At 73.7% G+C, this 14,307-nt stretch carries 15 protein-coding genes and 1 other RNA gene; 8 read left to right on the forward strand and 8 right to left on the reverse strand.

The genetic code is table 11. From position 1 onward, the window contains the following. Positions 1-151 precede the first annotated feature (151 nt). Entirely contained in the window at positions 152-1,462 is a 1,311-nt protein-coding gene (locus tag OG521_28055; GenBank protein WUW24410.1) for a hypothetical protein, read from the reverse strand. Positions 1,463-1,660: 198 nt separating this feature from the next. On the opposite strand from OG521_28055, the gene OG521_28060 reads away from it, so the two are divergent. From OG521_28060 to OG521_28075, 4 genes are all read left to right on the forward strand, one after another. Further along, on the forward strand, positions 1,661-2,704 hold the full coding sequence (locus OG521_28060; GenBank protein ID WUW24411.1) for an iron-siderophore ABC transporter substrate-binding protein: 1,044 nt from the start codon (positions 1,661-1,663) through the stop codon (positions 2,702-2,704). A 134-nt stretch (positions 2,705-2,838) separates the two neighbouring features. Then, positions 2,839-3,675, forward strand: coding sequence for a Nif3-like dinuclear metal center hexameric protein (locus tag OG521_28065; protein WUW24412.1), 837 nt, complete (start codon positions 2,839-2,841; stop codon positions 3,673-3,675). Further along, positions 3,672-4,415: a C4-type zinc ribbon domain-containing protein gene (locus OG521_28070; protein ID WUW26823.1), complete on the forward strand. Its 744-nt coding sequence runs from the start codon at positions 3,672-3,674 to the stop codon at positions 4,413-4,415. Before OG521_28065 ends, OG521_28070 begins: the two co-directional genes overlap by 4 nt. After that, positions 4,415-5,683 (forward strand): bifunctional RNase H/acid phosphatase, encoded by a 1,269-nt coding sequence (locus OG521_28075; protein WUW24413.1) that lies wholly within the window; start codon positions 4,415-4,417, stop codon positions 5,681-5,683. Before OG521_28070 ends, OG521_28075 begins: the two co-directional genes overlap by 1 nt. Before the next feature lie 276 nt (positions 5,684-5,959). On the opposite strand, the gene eda is transcribed toward OG521_28075, so the two are convergent. Then, complete coding sequence (eda, locus tag OG521_28080) at positions 5,960-6,580, reverse strand: bifunctional 4-hydroxy-2-oxoglutarate aldolase/2-dehydro-3-deoxy-phosphogluconate aldolase (GenBank protein WUW24414.1); 621 nt, start codon at positions 6,578-6,580, stop codon at positions 5,960-5,962. 76 nt (positions 6,581-6,656) lie between these two features. After that, positions 6,657-7,457, reverse strand: a complete 801-nt coding sequence (gene yaaA / locus OG521_28085) for a peroxide stress protein YaaA (protein ID WUW24415.1) — start codon at positions 7,455-7,457, stop codon at positions 6,657-6,659. A 191-nt stretch (positions 7,458-7,648) separates the two neighbouring features. Between yaaA and OG521_28090 the strand changes: the two genes are divergently transcribed. Continuing rightward, positions 7,649-9,070, forward strand: coding sequence for an RNB domain-containing ribonuclease (locus OG521_28090; GenBank protein ID WUW26824.1), 1,422 nt, complete (start codon positions 7,649-7,651; stop codon positions 9,068-9,070). On the opposite strand, the gene OG521_28095 is transcribed toward OG521_28090, so the two are convergent. Together OG521_28095 and OG521_28100 are read right to left on the reverse strand one after the other, a co-directional pair. Then, positions 9,021-9,872, reverse strand: coding sequence for a hypothetical protein (locus tag OG521_28095; GenBank protein WUW26825.1), 852 nt, complete (start codon positions 9,870-9,872; stop codon positions 9,021-9,023). The two genes, OG521_28090 and OG521_28095, sit on opposite strands and share 50 nt — an antisense overlap. Before the next feature lie 5 nt (positions 9,873-9,877). After that, positions 9,878-10,627 (reverse strand): MerR family transcriptional regulator, encoded by a 750-nt coding sequence (locus tag OG521_28100; protein WUW24416.1) that lies wholly within the window; start codon positions 10,625-10,627, stop codon positions 9,878-9,880. Positions 10,628-10,766: 139 nt separating this feature from the next. Between OG521_28100 and OG521_28105 the strand changes: the two genes are divergently transcribed. The 3 genes from OG521_28105 to rnpB all read left to right on the forward strand — a co-directional run bounded on the left by OG521_28105 (position 10,767) and on the right by rnpB (position 12,442). Next, positions 10,767-11,294 (forward strand): TetR/AcrR family transcriptional regulator, encoded by a 528-nt coding sequence (locus OG521_28105; GenBank protein WUW24417.1) that lies wholly within the window; start codon positions 10,767-10,769, stop codon positions 11,292-11,294. Between the two features lie 115 nt (positions 11,295-11,409). Then, positions 11,410-11,979 (forward strand): Uma2 family endonuclease, encoded by a 570-nt coding sequence (locus OG521_28110; GenBank protein ID WUW26826.1) that lies wholly within the window; start codon positions 11,410-11,412, stop codon positions 11,977-11,979. Between the two features lie 61 nt (positions 11,980-12,040). Beyond that, positions 12,041-12,442: RNase P RNA component class A (gene rnpB / locus OG521_28115), an RNA gene on the forward strand. A gap of 124 nt (positions 12,443-12,566) precedes the next feature. Here rnpB and OG521_28120 read toward each other — a convergent pair. Genes OG521_28120 through OG521_28130 form a run of 3 tightly spaced genes read right to left on the reverse strand, consistent with a single transcriptional unit; the run spans position 12,567 to position 14,055 of the window. Beyond that, positions 12,567-12,743, reverse strand: a complete 177-nt coding sequence (locus tag OG521_28120; GenBank protein ID WUW24418.1) for a hypothetical protein — start codon at positions 12,741-12,743, stop codon at positions 12,567-12,569. 44 nt (positions 12,744-12,787) lie between these two features. After that, entirely contained in the window at positions 12,788-13,258 is a 471-nt protein-coding gene (gene lepB / locus OG521_28125) for a signal peptidase I (GenBank protein ID WUW24419.1), read from the reverse strand. Further along, complete coding sequence (locus tag OG521_28130; GenBank protein WUW24420.1) at positions 13,255-14,055, reverse strand: ABC transporter ATP-binding protein; 801 nt, start codon at positions 14,053-14,055, stop codon at positions 13,255-13,257. The genes lepB and OG521_28130 overlap by 4 nt, the downstream gene beginning before the upstream one ends. Between the last annotated feature and the right edge of the window lie 252 nt (positions 14,056-14,307).

Genomic DNA, 14,307 nt, shown 5'->3' on the forward strand with positions numbered 1-14,307 from the left:
TGGGTCGTGTCGGTTCGCGCCTCAGACATCTGGGAAGTCACCCCGTTGCTATCGCTTACGTGTGTATCCGGGACCCTCACGCCACCGCCGCCCGCGAACGGTCACCGTCGGCGACCGCGGGGTGCGATCGCGTGAGATCCCCGGCCCAACTCTAGTCAGACGCCGTACGTCCCACGAGAGGCGCCTGCCCCAGCGGAACGGGTCTGCACACAGGAGGAGGCGCCCCGGCCGCGGAGGGTTGCGTACCGCTTTCCGCGCAGGCCGCAGGAGCCGCTTCCCCGGCCGCGCCCAGGTCGGCCGGGACCGTCAGGAGCGCCACCGCGCAGTCCGTCTCCCCGTCCGCGTACGGCAGTTTGAGTACGCCGTCGCGCGACCAGACCCCGCTGCCGGCCAGCCAGCCCTCGGGCGCGGCGAGCTGGTGCAGCCGGCGGTCCGACGGGCGCCAGATCCCGGCCCAGCTGCCCGCCGCCGCGTCGATCCGCAGCGCCACCGCGCAGCTCTCCGGCATCAGCATCTGCCCCGGCTGCACCGCGAACGGCGTCACCGCGGCGTCCGGCAGCCGCAGGCACTCGGGGAAACGCACCGGCAGACAACTGCCCAGCACCCCCCAGCCGATCCGGTCGTGCCCCGGTGCGTCCGAACGGATCAGCAGCAGACCGCTGTCCGGGTCGGCGAGCAGCAGGCGGTCGTCACTGTCCGGCGCGATCTGGAGCAGCGGCGTCATCTCCGCGCCCCGCCCCAGGTCCACCGCGACCGCCTTCACCGGTCCGCCGCCCGCGGGCTCCCGGTCCAGGGCCAGCAGCCGGCCCGCCCGGTCCAGCCAGACCCCGCCGGAACAGTGCCCCGGGAGGTCCGCGAGGTGTTCCGGACCGAACGCGCCGCCCGCCACCAGCCAGAGCCCGGTGGAGTAGGGACCGGTCGACAGGGCGTACACGCTGCGGCCGTCCGGTGACGGCGGCAGCAGGGTCAGCCCGTCGCATTCGACCGCGCCCAGCGGGAGTTCGCCGGTGCCGGGGCCCGTCGGATAGAGCAGCGAGAAGGAGTGCCGGCCGTCGGCCCGGCGCTGGATGAGCACCCGGCCGTCGGCCAGCGGCACCACCCGCGAGCCGGCTTCCTCCGGCTGGTCCATCGGCAGCGGCACGGCGTACGGCTCGGGGCCGTCCAGGGTCCAGCGCTCGGCGAACCAGGCCGTCCGGGCGTCCGCGCCGCGGGCGGTCGCGAGACGGGCGCCGTAAGCGCCGTCGGCAGTGAGCGTGAACGTGGGCAGGACCGTTTCAGCAGGGACTTGCTCCGGCGGCTCGCCGGGCGGCTCCACCGGCATGGGCGGCTCCACCGGATGGGCAGGGCCCCCGGCCGGGTCCGGGGCCGTCGCGGCCCCGTCCGGCTCGTCGGACTCCGGCTCCACCGTCTCGCCGGTTCCGGCCGCCTCAGCGGTCCCGTCCTCGATGGCACAGGCAGTCATCGACTCATCACCTCCGGCAACCGAAGCTAGTTTTCGCACTTCCTGCCGAACAACACGAGACTCACCACTTCACACATAAGGGTGGTGATGCCCGGATTCGCCTGAGGGGGAGGGGGTGGTTGTGCTCCGCGAGGAGGGGGGTGCCTAAGGTTAGGCATTCCTAAGCGTTACCTGTGTGACCCTCGACTGGAGCAAGTGATGTCCCTTCGACGCCGCGGCACCGCCGCAGTCGGTCTGGCCGTTGTGGCCGCCCTGTCCCTCTCGGCCTGCGGGAGCGACGACGGTGCGTCCGGAGCCTCGGGCAAGGAGGGGGCCGGCGGGGACAAGAAGGCCGCCGTCGCGACGGGCGGCAAGGACTTCGGCGACGCGGCGGAGAAGACCGCGGCCTACGGCACCGACGCCCCGGCGGGCACGTTCCCCCGCACCCTCACGCACGCCATGGGCAAGACCGAGCTCAAGGCGGCCCCGAAGCGGGTCGTCGTGCTGGACGTCGGCGAGTTCGACAACGTCGTCTCGCTGGGTGTGAAGCCGGTGGGCTACGCCCCCTCCGAGGGCGACGCGGCGATCCCGTCGTACCTGAAGAAGGACGCGGGCGACCCCAAGAACGTCGGCACGATCAACAACCTCAACCTTGAGGCGATCGCCGGTCTGAAGCCGGACCTGATCCTCGGCAGCCAGCTGCGCGCCGCCGACAAGTACGACGAGCTGTCCAAGATCGCGCCGACCGTGTTCTCCATCCGCCCGGGCTTCACCTGGAAGGAGAACTACCTCCTCAACGCCGCGGCGCTCGACAAGACCGCCAAGGCGAAGTCGGAGCTCGGCGCCTACGAGGCCAACGCGAAGAAGCTCGGCGAGGACATCGGCCCGAAGAAGCCGACCGTCTCCATGGTCCGCTACCTGCCGGACAGGATCCGCCTCTACGCCAAGGCCTCCTTCATCGGCACCATCCTCGAGGACGCCGGTCTGCCGCGGCCCAGGAACCAGCAGATCAACGACCTCGCGGCGGAGATCAGCCCGGAGAAGATCGACGAGGCGGACGCCGACTGGATCTTCACCGGTGTGTACGGCGCCGTGAAGGCGACCAAGCGCGACACCACCCAGGCCAACCCGCTGTGGAAGAACCTGAAGGCCGTCAAGGAGGGCCGGGCGAAGAACGTCTCCGACGAGACCTGGTACCTCGGCCTCGGTGTCACGGCCGCGAACCTGGTCCTCGACGACCTCCGCGCCGATCTCGTGAAGTGACCGCCCCCTCACGGGTCCGGCGGCGCCCCCGCGCGGACCTCGTGACGTAACGATTCATGACCTGCCCTCCCTCCGTCCCCACGGGTCGGGCCGCCATGGCCTGCGGGGCACGGAGGGCAGGTAGCCTTTCCTCCGTGCCCCGTCTGTCTGAAGTCATCGCCGAGCTCGACGCCCTGTGGCCGCCCGAGCGGGCCGAAGGATGGGACGCGGTCGGCACCGTCTGCGGTGATCCGGACGCCGAGGTCCGCCGGGTGCTCCTCGCCGTCGACCCCGTCCGGGCGGTCGCCGACGAGGCGATGAAGATCGGCGCCCAGCTGATCGTCACCCACCACCCGCTCTATCTGCGCGGTACGACGACGGTCGAGGCCGGCACCTTCAAGGGCCGGGTCGTGCACACCCTCATCAAGCACGACATCGCGCTGCACGTCGCGCACACCAACGCCGACTCCGCGGACCCCGGCGTCTCCGACGCCCTGGCCGGCGCCCTCGACCTGCGCGTCGAGCGGCCCCTCGTCCCGGACCCCACGGACCCCGCCGGCCGCCGCGGCCTCGGACGGATCTGCACACTCGACCACCCCGAGACCCTCGGCGCGTTCGCCGCCCGCGCCGCCGCCCGGCTGCCCGCCACCGCGCAGGGCATCCGCCTCGCGGGCGACCCGGAGGCGCTGGTCCGCACCGTCGCGGTGAGCGGCGGATCGGGCGACAGCCTCTTCGACGCGGTGCGCGCGGCGGGCGTGGACGCCTTCCTCACCGCCGACCTGCGCCACCACCCGGCCTCCGAGGCCGTCCAGCACTCGCCGCTCGGCCTGGTCGATGCCGCACACTGGGCCACCGAATGGCCGTGGTGCGAGCAGGCCGCGGCACAGCTCGACGCGATTTCCGACCGCCACGGATGGGACCTGCGGGTCCATGTCTCGAAGCAGGTCACCGACCCCTGGACCACCCACCACTCTTCTGGAGCCCCCAACTGAACGCCGCGCCCGCCGACCAGATCCGACTCCTCGACGTCCAGGCCCTCGACCAGCGCCTCTCCCAGCTCGCGCACCGGCGCAACTCCCTGCCCGAGCACGCCGAGATCGAGTCGCTCACGGCCGACCTCGCCCAGCTCCGCGACCTCCTCGTCGCCTCCACGACCGAGGAGAGCGACACCGCCCGCGAGCAGACCAAGGCGGAGCAGGACGTCGACCAGGTGCGCCAGCGCGCCGCCCGCGACCAGCAGCGGCTGGACTCGGGCGCGGTCACCTCGCCCAAGGACCTGGAGAGCCTCCAGCGCGAGATCGTCTCCCTCGCCAAGCGCCAGGGCGACCTGGAGGACGTCGTCCTGGAGGTCATGGAGCGCCGCGAGTCCGCGCAGGAGCGCGTCGCCGAGCTGACCGACCGGGTCTCCGCCGTGCAGGCCAAGGTCGACGACGCGACCGCGCGCCGGGACGCCGCGACCCAGGAGCTCGACACGGAGACCGCCACGGTCACCAAGGAGCGCGAGGTCGTCGCCGGCTCCGTCCCCGCCGACCTGCTCAAGCTGTACGACAAGCTCCGCGCCCAGCAGGGCGGGGTGGGCGCCGCCCGCCTCTACCAGCGCCGCTGCGAGGGCTGCCGTCTGGAGCTGAACATCACCGAGGTCAACGACGTGAAGGCCGCGTCCCCCGACACGGTGCTGCGCTGCGAGAACTGCCACCGCATCCTGGTCCGCACCTCGGACTCGGGTCTGTAATGACGCAGCCGCGCCAGTTCGTCGTCGAGGCCGACGGCGGCTCCCGGGGCAACCCGGGGCCCGCCGGTTACGGCGCGGTCGTCATCGACCCGGCGACGGGGGAGACCCTGGCCGAGGCCGCCGAGTACATCGGCGTCGCGACGAACAACGTCGCCGAGTACAAGGGCCTCATCGCCGGACTCCGCGCCGCGAAGGCACTGGTGCCGGACGCCTCGGGCGACAGCGGGCCGCGGGTGCACGTCCGGATGGACTCCAAGCTCGTCGTGGAGCAGATGTCGGGCCGCTGGAAGATCAAGCACCCGGACATGAAGCCGCTCGCGGCGGAGGCGGCACGCATCCTGCCGGCGTCCGCCGTCACCTACGAGTGGATCCCGCGCGAGAAGAACAAGCACGCGGACCGGCTCGCCAACGAGGCGATGGACGCGGGCAAGCGCGGCCGGCAGTGGGAGCCGTCGTCCTCGACGGCGGCACTCGACACCCCGAGGTCCTCGGTGGCCGCCGCCCTGCCGCCGGTCTCCGGGCCGCCCGGCGACGCGGCGGCCGGAGCGGCGAGGGCCAGGGCCGCACTGAACCGGCCGGCCGCCGAGGCCCCGCAGTCCGCCGCCGGGACCCCGCAGGTCGGCTGGGGTGCCGCCCCCGATCTGGGCGCGCCCGCCACCTTCGTGCTGCTGCGCCACGGTGAGACCGCCCTCACTCCGGAGAAGCGGTTCTCCGGCAGCGGCGGCACCGACCCCGAACTCTCCGCCACCGGCCGCGAGCAGGCCGCCCACGCGGCCGAGGCCTTCGCCGCCCGCGGCACGGTGCAGGAGATCGTCTGCTCCCCGCTGCGGCGCTGCCGCGAGACGGCGGGCGCGGTCGCGGCCCGGCTGGGTCTGGAGGTCCGGATCGAGGACGGGCTGCGCGAGACGGACTTCGGGGCCTGGGAGGGCCTGACTTTCGGTGAGGTCAGGGAGCGGTACGGCGCCGATCTGGACGCCTGGCTCGCCTCCGCGAAGGCGGCCCCGACCGGCGGCGGCGAGAGCTTCGCCGAGGTCGCCCGCCGGGTCGCCGCCACCCGCGACCGCCTCGTCTCCCGCTACGCGGGCCGCACGGTCCTGGTGGTCACGCACGTCACGCCCATCAAGACCCTGGTCCGGCTTGCCCTCGGCGCCCCGCCCGAGTCGCTGTTCCGGATGGAGCTCTCGGCGGCGTCCGTGTCGGCCGTTGCCTACTACGCGGACGGCAACGCCTCCGTACGGCTGCTGAACGACACGTCCCACCTGCGCTAGCGCGTGCTCTGAAGGTCCCGCCTGCCCGGCGGCGCCCGGCACGCCCGCGCCGCCCGGGTCCTGCCCCCGGACAGCACTCGGCCCCATCGGCCGGGGGGAGGGCCGATGGGGCCGGGGCGGTTCCGCCGGGCCGGGGGATTGCCTGGCGGAACCCGGGTGTCCCGGAGTCCGGGTCACGTCCCTGATAGGTCTCGTGCCCCGGCTGCCGGGGAGCATGCATGAGAAGTCCGGCCGATTGCCGCCCGGTCCCGCGGCGGGCCGTCGCCCGCCGTTACGTCAGCCGCGCAGCGCCGCGGCCTCGGCGGCCAGCCGCTCCACCCGGGCCCAGTCCCGGGCCGCCACCGCGTCGCCGGGCACCATCCAACTGCCGCCCACGCAGCCGACGTTCGGCAGGGCCAGGTAGGAGGGCGCCGAGGCGAGCGAGATGCCGCCGGTCGGGCAGAAGCGGGCCTGCGGGAGCGGGGCGGACAGGGCCTTCAGATAGGCCGTGCCGCCCGCCGCCTCGGCCGGGAAGAACTTCATCTCGGTGACCCCGCGCTCCAGCAGGGCGACGACCTCGGACGTCGTCGAGACACCCGGCAGGAACGGCACCCCCGACGCCTTCATCGCGTCCAGCAGCGCGTCCGTCCAGCCCGGGCTCACCAGGAACCTGGCGCCCGCGGCCACGGTGTCGGCGACGTTGCGCGCCGAGATCACCGTGCCGGCGCCGACGACCGCGTCCGGGACCTCCGCCGCGATCGCCTTGATCGCGTCCAGGGCGGCGGCGGTCCGCAGCGTCACCTCGATCGCCGGGAGTCCGCCCGCGACCAGGGCCCGGGCGAGCGGCACCGCGTCGGCGGCGTCCTCCAGGACGACGACGGGTACGACGGGGGCAAGATCCAGCACGGATGAGGTCATGACCTCATCCTGCCGCGAACACCGCATGATGCGCAACGAGCGTTGCACATGTTGCAATGCGACCCGAATTCCGGTGTCAGTGGATCTCCGTCACCACCACGTCGAGCTCCCACGCCCGCCCGGGCCGGGCGGGCGCCTGGGCCTCCACCACGTAACCGAGGTCCCCCAGGGCCGTCACCAGCTCCGCGGGCCCCTTCGGCCGGGCGCCCGCCTGCAGCAGATCGCGGACCAGCCGCCCCTTCGTCGCCTTGTTGAAGTGGCTGACCACCGACCGCTTCTCCACCCCGTTCACCAGCTGGGAGTGCAGCACCCGCACGCTCGCCGTGCGCTCCGCCACCTCGCCCTTCGGCTTCCACGCCGCCGCGTACGCGGACGACCGCAGATCCAGCACCAGACCGTCCCCGGCCGCCTCCGGCATGACCTCCGCCATCCGCGTACGCCAGAACGCCCCCAGGGCACCGAGCCCCGGCAGCTTCACCCCCATCGAGCAGCGGTACGACGGGATGCGGTCACCCACCCGCACCGCGCCCCACAGCCCCGAGAAGACCAGCAGCGACTTCGCGGCGCGGCGGCGGGCGGCCGTGTCCAGCGACGCCAGATCCAGCGCGTCGTACAGCACACCGGTGTAGATCTCCCCGGCCGGACGCGTCCCCGCCGTCCGCAGCTCCACGTTCTTCGCGATCTCGCCGCGCAGCCCCTCGCTGAGCCCCAGCACCTCGCGGGCCTTCTCCTCGTCGGCCGCGCACAGCTCCACCAGCTCGTCCAGCACGGCGGCCCGCGCCGCGGCCAGACCGGGCAGCGACAGCGACTCGGGCTTCAGCGGCGCTCCGCGCCCCGAGGCGGCCTTTCCTTCGGAGGGCGGCAACAGCACGAGCACGGCGGTTCTCCTTCGTACGTACGGAAAAGGGGCCCCGGCCTGCGCACGGTCCCGGCGGCCGTACCGGCAGGACCCGTGCGAACCCCTGGCCGCCAGCGTACGGGGAGGCACCGCCCCGCCCCTCCGCCACCCGGGATGCCGCCCGCCCCGCCCGGTCATACGCTCGGTCCATGCCCCGCCGCCATCTCCATATGACCGGCGCAGCCGACACCCCGCTGCGGACGGCTCTGCGCGCGCTGCGCACCGGACTGGAGCTCCCCGACGGCTTCCCCGCCGACGTGCTCGCGGAGGCGGCCGACGCGGTGCGGAACCCGGTCGTCTCCGGGCACGAGGACGCCACCGAGCTGCCGTTCCTCACCATCGACCCGCCCACCTCCACCGACCTCGACCAGGCGATGCACCTGGAACGCCGCCCCCACGGCTACCGCGTGCACTACGCCATCGCCGACGTCGCCGCCTTCGTCCGCCCCGGCGGCGCGCTCGACACCGAGGCCCACCGCCGGGTCACCACGCTCTACTTCCCCGACGGCAAGGTGCCGCTCCACCCCGAATCGCTCTCCGAGGGCGCCGCCAGCCTGCTGCCGGGGGAGACCCGCCCCGCCGTGCTCTGGGAGATCGACCTCGACGCCGAGGGCCGCGCCGTTACCACCCGGGTGCGCCGGGCCCTCGTCCGCAGCCGCGCCAAGCTCGACTACGCGGGCGTGCAGCGGCAGATCGACGCGGGCACCGCCGAGGAGTCCCTCGCCCTGCTCAGGGACATCGGCACGCTCCGCGAGGAACAGGAACTGGCCCGCGGCGGCATCTCCCTCAACGTGCCCGAGCAGGAGATCGTCGAGCACGACGGCAACTATGGCCTCGAATACCGCGCCCCGCTGCCCGCCGACGGCTGGAACGCCCAGATCTCCCTGCTCACCGGCATGGCGGCGGCCCGCCTGATGACCGAGTCCGGGACCGGCATCCTGCGGACGCTCCCGGTCGCCCCCGACGGCGCCGTGGCCCGGCTGCGCCGCTCGGCCGAGGCGCTGCACATCGACTGGCCGCACCACGTCCCGTACGCGCAGGTCGTCCGCTCGCTCGACCCGGAGCGCGCCGACCACGCGGCGTTCCTCCAGGAGTGCACCACGCTGCTGCGCGGCGCCGGGTACACCGTCTTCGAGAACGGCGACCTGCCCACCCCCGCCGTGCACGCGGCCGTCGCCGAGCTCTACACCCACTGCACCGCGCCGCTGCGCCGCCTCGTCGACCGGTACGCGGCCGAACTGTGCGTCGCGGCCGCGGCGGACCGCGAAGCGCCCGAGTGGGTACGGGCCGCGCTGCCCGCCCTGCCCAAGGAGATGGCGGACGGCACGCGGCGGGCCAACACGGTGGAGCGCGAGTGCGTGGACCTCGTCGAGGCGGCGCTGCTCAAGGACCGGATCGGCGCGGTCTTCGACGCGTACGTGGTGGACGTCAGGGAGCAGGAGCCGACCACCGGAACCATCCACATCGACGACCCGGCGATCGTCGCCCGCATCGAGGGCGGCACCGCGCCGCTCCCGCTGGGGGAGCGGCTGCGGGTCCGGCTCACCCAGGCGGACCCTGGCTCGTCGAAGGTGCTGTTCGCCCCCGCGTGAGCGCGGCCACCGCGGCGCGCGGGTCATCGGCGTGGAAGCGGACCGCGTTCGCCCGCCCGCGCCCGCCGAGCGGACGTACGAAGCCGAGCGGCGCGGTCAGTTCCACCGTCACCGTCGTCTGCGAGCCGACCCCGAGATCGAGCACGCCGTCCGGGCGGAGCTGGGCGAGCCGGCCCTCGGGGAAGCGCCGCTCCACCCGGGCGGCGGCGATCGACGCGGCGGGGATGCGGAGATCGAAGAGCGCGCCGTAGCGGAGCCGCAGCGAGCCGTCGGCGCCCACGACATGGGGCCGGGTCACACAGGCGGCGTGCATCGCGAGGACCAGCAGCACCCCGTACACATCCACGACGAGCAGAATCCGGTGCACCGCCGGCCACGGGATCAGCAGGGCCAGCATCACCGTCTCCACCACGGAGACGAAGACCAGGCCGTACATCATCGCGGTCTGCGGCCCGGTGTACGGGACGGCGAGCGCCGTGTCCGGTACGGCGTGGCGACGACGCAGCGCCCACAGCCCCAGACTGTGCAGGGCCCGCAGCTCGTGTGCGACGAGCCGGCGCACCGCCACCGGGACGACGGCCCGCAGGGCCCCGCCCAGCGCCTCCCGCCGCCCGGCACCACCCCGCCGGCCCGCACGCCACAGCCGTCCCAGCACGACGGCCTCCAGCGCGAAGGCCACCAGAACGATCCCCTCCGCACCGGCCAGGACCGCGCCCGGTATCCGTACCCCGGCCACCAGGCATCCCGCCAGCACCAGTTCGGCGGGCAGCACCGCCGCGGCCACGAACCGCGCCCCTCGCATCCCTCTCACGGCTCCGTCCTCCCCCTCGTCTCCATGTGTTCCGCCAGCGCGGTCATCACCCGGCGCACCACCTCGGCCTGCGCGGGCGGGTAGTCCGCCAGCAGCGCCTCCTCGAACCCCGTCCGCACGGGACCGGAGTCCGGGATCGCCGCCAGCACCTCCGGGGGCATCAGCGCGACCATCCGGCCGGCCAGCGGCGCGATGCGCGGATCGTCGACGGCCGCCGTCTCGAGCGCGTCCAGTTCCTCGTACAGCCCGAGGACCGCCGGATCGGCGGCCAGCGTGTGCAGCACGGCGAAGATCCCGCTGTCACCGACGGCCGAGTCCAGCAGCTCCAGGTGCTCCCGGTCCTTGGCCGCGGCCGGGGAGTCGGTGACGGGCCCGGCGGCCAGCAGTTCGGCCAGGGCGGGCGACACCGGACCGGCCCCGGTCACCGGCCCCTCCAGCAACCGGGCCAGCCGCAACCGTCGCTCCCGGATCTCCCGCTCCTGCCGCGCCAGATCGGCGTCCAGCTCCCGCAGGACGTCCCGGAGGGCCCGCCCCGCGTCCTCGGCCAGCACCTCGCGCACCTCGTCCAGCCCGAGCCCCAGCTCGGTCAGCCGCCGGATCCGGGCCAGGAGCACGGCGTCGCGCACGGTGTACGAGCGGTAGCCGTTGGCCCGGCGGGCGGGTTCGGCCAGCAGGCCGATCCGGTGGTAGTGCCGCACGGCCCTCGGGGTGAGCCCGACGAGCGCGGCGATCTCTCCGATGCGCATGGCCCCAGTAGAAACCCTGACGCTGCGACAAGGTCAAGGCGACGCCCGCGCTGCCCTGGTCCCCACCACCCCGGCCCCCGTCTCGTACGATCACGCCTTCGGCCCCGCACCGTGTGCCCCGCAGGAAGGGAGGACCGGCATGACCGATCTCGCGGCCCCGCCGTCCACCGAACGCGCCCGCCAGATCCTCGCCGCCGCCCGCAGCCTGCTCGAACAGGAGGGCCCCGACGCCCTCACGATGCGCCGCCTCGCGGGCTGCGTGGGCATCACCGCGCCCTCCCTCTACAAGCACTTCCCGGACAAGTCGTCCGTGGTGAGCGCCCTGGCCGACGCCATGCTCCGGGAGACCGCCGGGGTGCTCGAAGCAGCCGAGGCCGCGGCCCCCGGCTCCTTCCCCGCCCTGGCCACCGCCTACCGCGCCCATGCCCTGGCCCACCCCCACCTCTACCGCCTCACCACCGGCCACCCCCTCCCGCAGGACCTGGAGGACCGCGCCGCCGCCCCGCTCTTCCGCGCCCTGGACGGTGACGAGGGGCGCGCCAGGGCGGCCTGGGCCTTCGCCCACGGGATGGTCGTGATGGAGCTCAACGGCCGCTTCCCCACGGACGCCGACGTCGCGGCGGCCTGGACGGCGGGCATCGCGGCCTTCGCTCCGGTCCGCCTCTGACGACTGCGCGCGGTCCTGTGCCACGATCGGGGGAACCACTCCCCTCTCACGGACGGCGGCTTCCCCGATGTCCCATTCCGGCGAGCGACCGAGGAAGGGGCGTGACATGTCTGCCATGCCGCACGAACCGCTCTCGCAGGCGGACGTCCTGCTTGAGGGCTTCCTGGCGCTGGACACGCCGGAGGGCTTCCGGGCCGAGCTGATCGAGGGGGAGATCGTCGTGACGCCGCCGCCGGACGGGGATCATGAGGACTGCATCAGCATGATCATGAAGCAGGTGATCAGGCATGCCCGGACGGATATGGACTTCTCCGGGAACAAGGGGCTGAAGCTGCGCAGTGGCGGGGGGTGTCCCAAGAACCACGTCATCCCCGACGGCACCTTCGCCCCCACCGGACTGCGCCTGTACCGCGGAGCGGACCCCTGGATGCCGTGCGAATGCGTGGCCCTGGTCGTCGAGGTCACCTCGTCCAAGCCGGCTGCCGACCGCACCGGCAAGCGGCACTGCTACGCCCGGGGACCCGTCCCCCTCCACCTGCTGGTCGACCGCGAGGAGTCCTCGGTCACGCTGTTCAGCGACCCGCAGGGGGACGACTACCGCCAGCACTGCACGGTCCCGTTCGGCAAGGCCGTCCGTCTGCCGGCGCCCTTCGCGCTGGACCTGGAGACCGACGCGTTCGTCTGAGCCGCCGGATCGCCCTGTCGGGCGGCCCCCGGCGGACGGGTAGCATGGGCGCCACGGCAGACGAGCCGGGCGGACGGCCGCGTGAGGATCTTCGGATCCTCCCGAGGAACGTCCGGGCTCCACAGGGCAGGGTGATGGCTAACGGCCACCCGGGGTGACCCGCGGGACAGTGCCACAGAAAACAGACCGCCTGGGACTTCGGTCCCCGGTAAGGGTGAAACGGTGGTGTAAGAGACCACCAGCGCCTGAGGTGACTCAGGCGGCTAGGTAAACCCCACCCGGAGCAAGGTCAAGAGGGGCCGTCGCGAGACGGCCCTGCGCGAACGTTCGAGGGCGGCCCGCCCGAGTTCGCGGGTAGACCGCACGAGACCGGCAGCAATGCCGGTCCTAGATGGATGGCCGTCTCCCCGGCCGCCGCGAGGCGACCGGGCGACAGAACCCGGCGTACAGCCCGACTCGTCTGCCGCTTGGCCGCCTGATCCGGTCACGGAGGCGGTCGGCGCCACAGCGTCCGGCACCCGCCGGCCGGGCGGATCCTCCCGGTCACAGCGCCGCGGGCGGCTGTCTGCGGGCATCACGCGCCAGCGCTACGCCGCCTCGGCCGCGTCGCCGCGGACCACGGCCGCCCACTCGGCAAGCAGCCTCTCGTACTCCCGCCGCCCCTCCGGCGACAGGCGGCCGCCACGAGCCCACAGCGCACGGATGTCCGCGTTCACCGCGGCCAGCGAGCGCGCAGGTGTGGCGGGTGCAGGGGGAATGGGCATGCGAACAGACTACGACGCCGGACCGGCAACCGACCCGCCCGGTTTCAACGGGCTCCGGGTCCTGCCCCTTTGCCGCCCCTCCGTACTCGCCCCAGGATCACGCCCACCACCTGGTCGTTCCGCAGCACGCCCCACTCGCGGGAATCCGTGCTGCGCGACGCGTTGTCGCCGAGTACCGCCACGTGACCGGCCGGCACCGGCATCCGGTGGCCGACACCGGCGGTTCCCGCGGGGGCCGGCTGGCCGGACGTGGAGGCCAGTCGTTTGACGGCGTATCCGCTGCCGGCCGCCCCTGGTGCTGCCACACCGTCCCCCGCTGGTTCCCGCAGGACGACCGCCTGCCCCCGCCGCGGCCGGGCCAACGGGCGGCGCACCATGAGCAGTACGTCCCCGTCGGCGTAGGAGGGCTCCATGCTGATGCCCTCGACCGTGATCAGAAGCAGCGACGAGCGGGCCGCCGCCAGGAGGGCGATCGCCCCGCCCAGGATCCATGGGGTGGCGGCGGCCCGGGTCATGGCCGTAGGGCCGGTCCTGCCGGGTGTTCCGGCTCATGCTCCGGCACGGGGGCCGGGGTGGTGAGGCGGTCCTCCAGGACCCGGCCGTCCCGCATGCTTACGACGCGCCCGCAGCGTGCGGCGATGCTCATGTCGTGGGTGGCCAGGACGAGGGTGGTGCCCTGTTCGGTGTTGAGGCGCAGGAGCAGTTCGATGATCTCCGTGCCCGTGGCGGAGTCGAGGTTGCCGGTGGGTTCGTCGGCCAGCAGCAGGGCCGGCTGGTTGATCAGGGCGCGGGCTATGGCCACGCGTTGCTGCTGGCCGCCCGAGAGCTGCGACGGCAGCCGGTCCTCACGGCCTGCCAGGCCGACGGCGGCGAGGAGTTCGCCGGCCCGTCCCAGTGCGGAAGCGCGGCTGCGGTAGGGCAGTACGGGGGCGACCACGTTGTCCCGGGCGGTCAGCGCGGGCAGGAGGTGGAAGCGCTGGAAGACGAAGCCGATGCCCGCCCTGTAGCGGGTGAGTTCGGCCCGTCCGGCTGCCGTGATCTCGGTGCCGCCGACCGTGATGCTCCCGCCGTCGGCGGCCTCGATCGCGCCGAGCAGGTGCAGCAGGGTCGACTTGCCCGACCCGCTCGGCCCGATGAGCGCCACACTGCTGCCCGCCTCCAGCGTGAGCGAGACGTGATCGACGGCGGTGACCGGGTCGGCCGTACCGGATCCGAACACCTTCAGGACGGATTCGGCGGTGATCACGGCTCCCGGGGCGCTCGCGGCCGCCGGGGGAGTGGTGGTCCGGGTCTTCGGGTTGCGGAATCTCACTGCTGTTCTCCTCGGTGGCTCCGTGGCTCGTCCCCGGTGTCCGGCCGTGCGGCGGGGGCGGCGGACCTGATCGCGTCCTCCCGCGGCGCGGCCGATGCCGGGAGGACGGTTCCGGGTGGCGCTGTGCGGCGGCGGCCGCGGTACGGATCGGCGGGCCGCATGCCCGGGACCACGGCCTGGTCCTCACCGGCCGGCACTACGGCTCCGGGTTCCCGGCACGAGCGGGGGACCTGCCGTGCGGATCCGTGCGGT

The sequence above is a fragment of the Streptomyces sp. NBC_01463 genome (assembly GCA_036227345.1).
Lineage (GTDB): Bacteria > Actinomycetota > Actinomycetes > Streptomycetales > Streptomycetaceae > Streptomyces.

Coding starts and splice junctions, on each gene's coding strand:
- OG521_28055 (WUW24410.1), bottom strand. CDS start 1,462: ATGACTGCCTGTGCCATCGAGGACGGGACCGCTGAGGCGGCCGGAACC.
- OG521_28060 (WUW24411.1), top strand. CDS start 1,661: ATGTCCCTTCGACGCCGCGGCACCGCCGCAGTCGGTCTGGCCGTTGTG.
- OG521_28075 (WUW24413.1), top strand. CDS start 4,415: ATGACGCAGCCGCGCCAGTTCGTCGTCGAGGCCGACGGCGGCTCCCGG.
- eda (WUW24414.1), bottom strand. CDS start 6,580: ATGACCTCATCCGTGCTGGATCTTGCCCCCGTCGTACCCGTCGTCGTC.
- OG521_28090 (WUW26824.1), top strand. CDS start 7,649: ATGACCGGCGCAGCCGACACCCCGCTGCGGACGGCTCTGCGCGCGCTG.
- OG521_28095 (WUW26825.1), bottom strand. CDS start 9,872: ATGCGAGGGGCGCGGTTCGTGGCCGCGGCGGTGCTGCCCGCCGAACTG.
- OG521_28100 (WUW24416.1), bottom strand. CDS start 10,627: ATGCGCATCGGAGAGATCGCCGCGCTCGTCGGGCTCACCCCGAGGGCC.
- OG521_28105 (WUW24417.1), top strand. CDS start 10,767: ATGACCGATCTCGCGGCCCCGCCGTCCACCGAACGCGCCCGCCAGATC.
- OG521_28110 (WUW26826.1), top strand. CDS start 11,410: ATGCCGCACGAACCGCTCTCGCAGGCGGACGTCCTGCTTGAGGGCTTC.
- OG521_28120 (WUW24418.1), bottom strand. CDS start 12,743: ATGCCCATTCCCCCTGCACCCGCCACACCTGCGCGCTCGCTGGCCGCG.
- lepB (WUW24419.1), bottom strand. CDS start 13,258: ATGACCCGGGCCGCCGCCACCCCATGGATCCTGGGCGGGGCGATCGCC.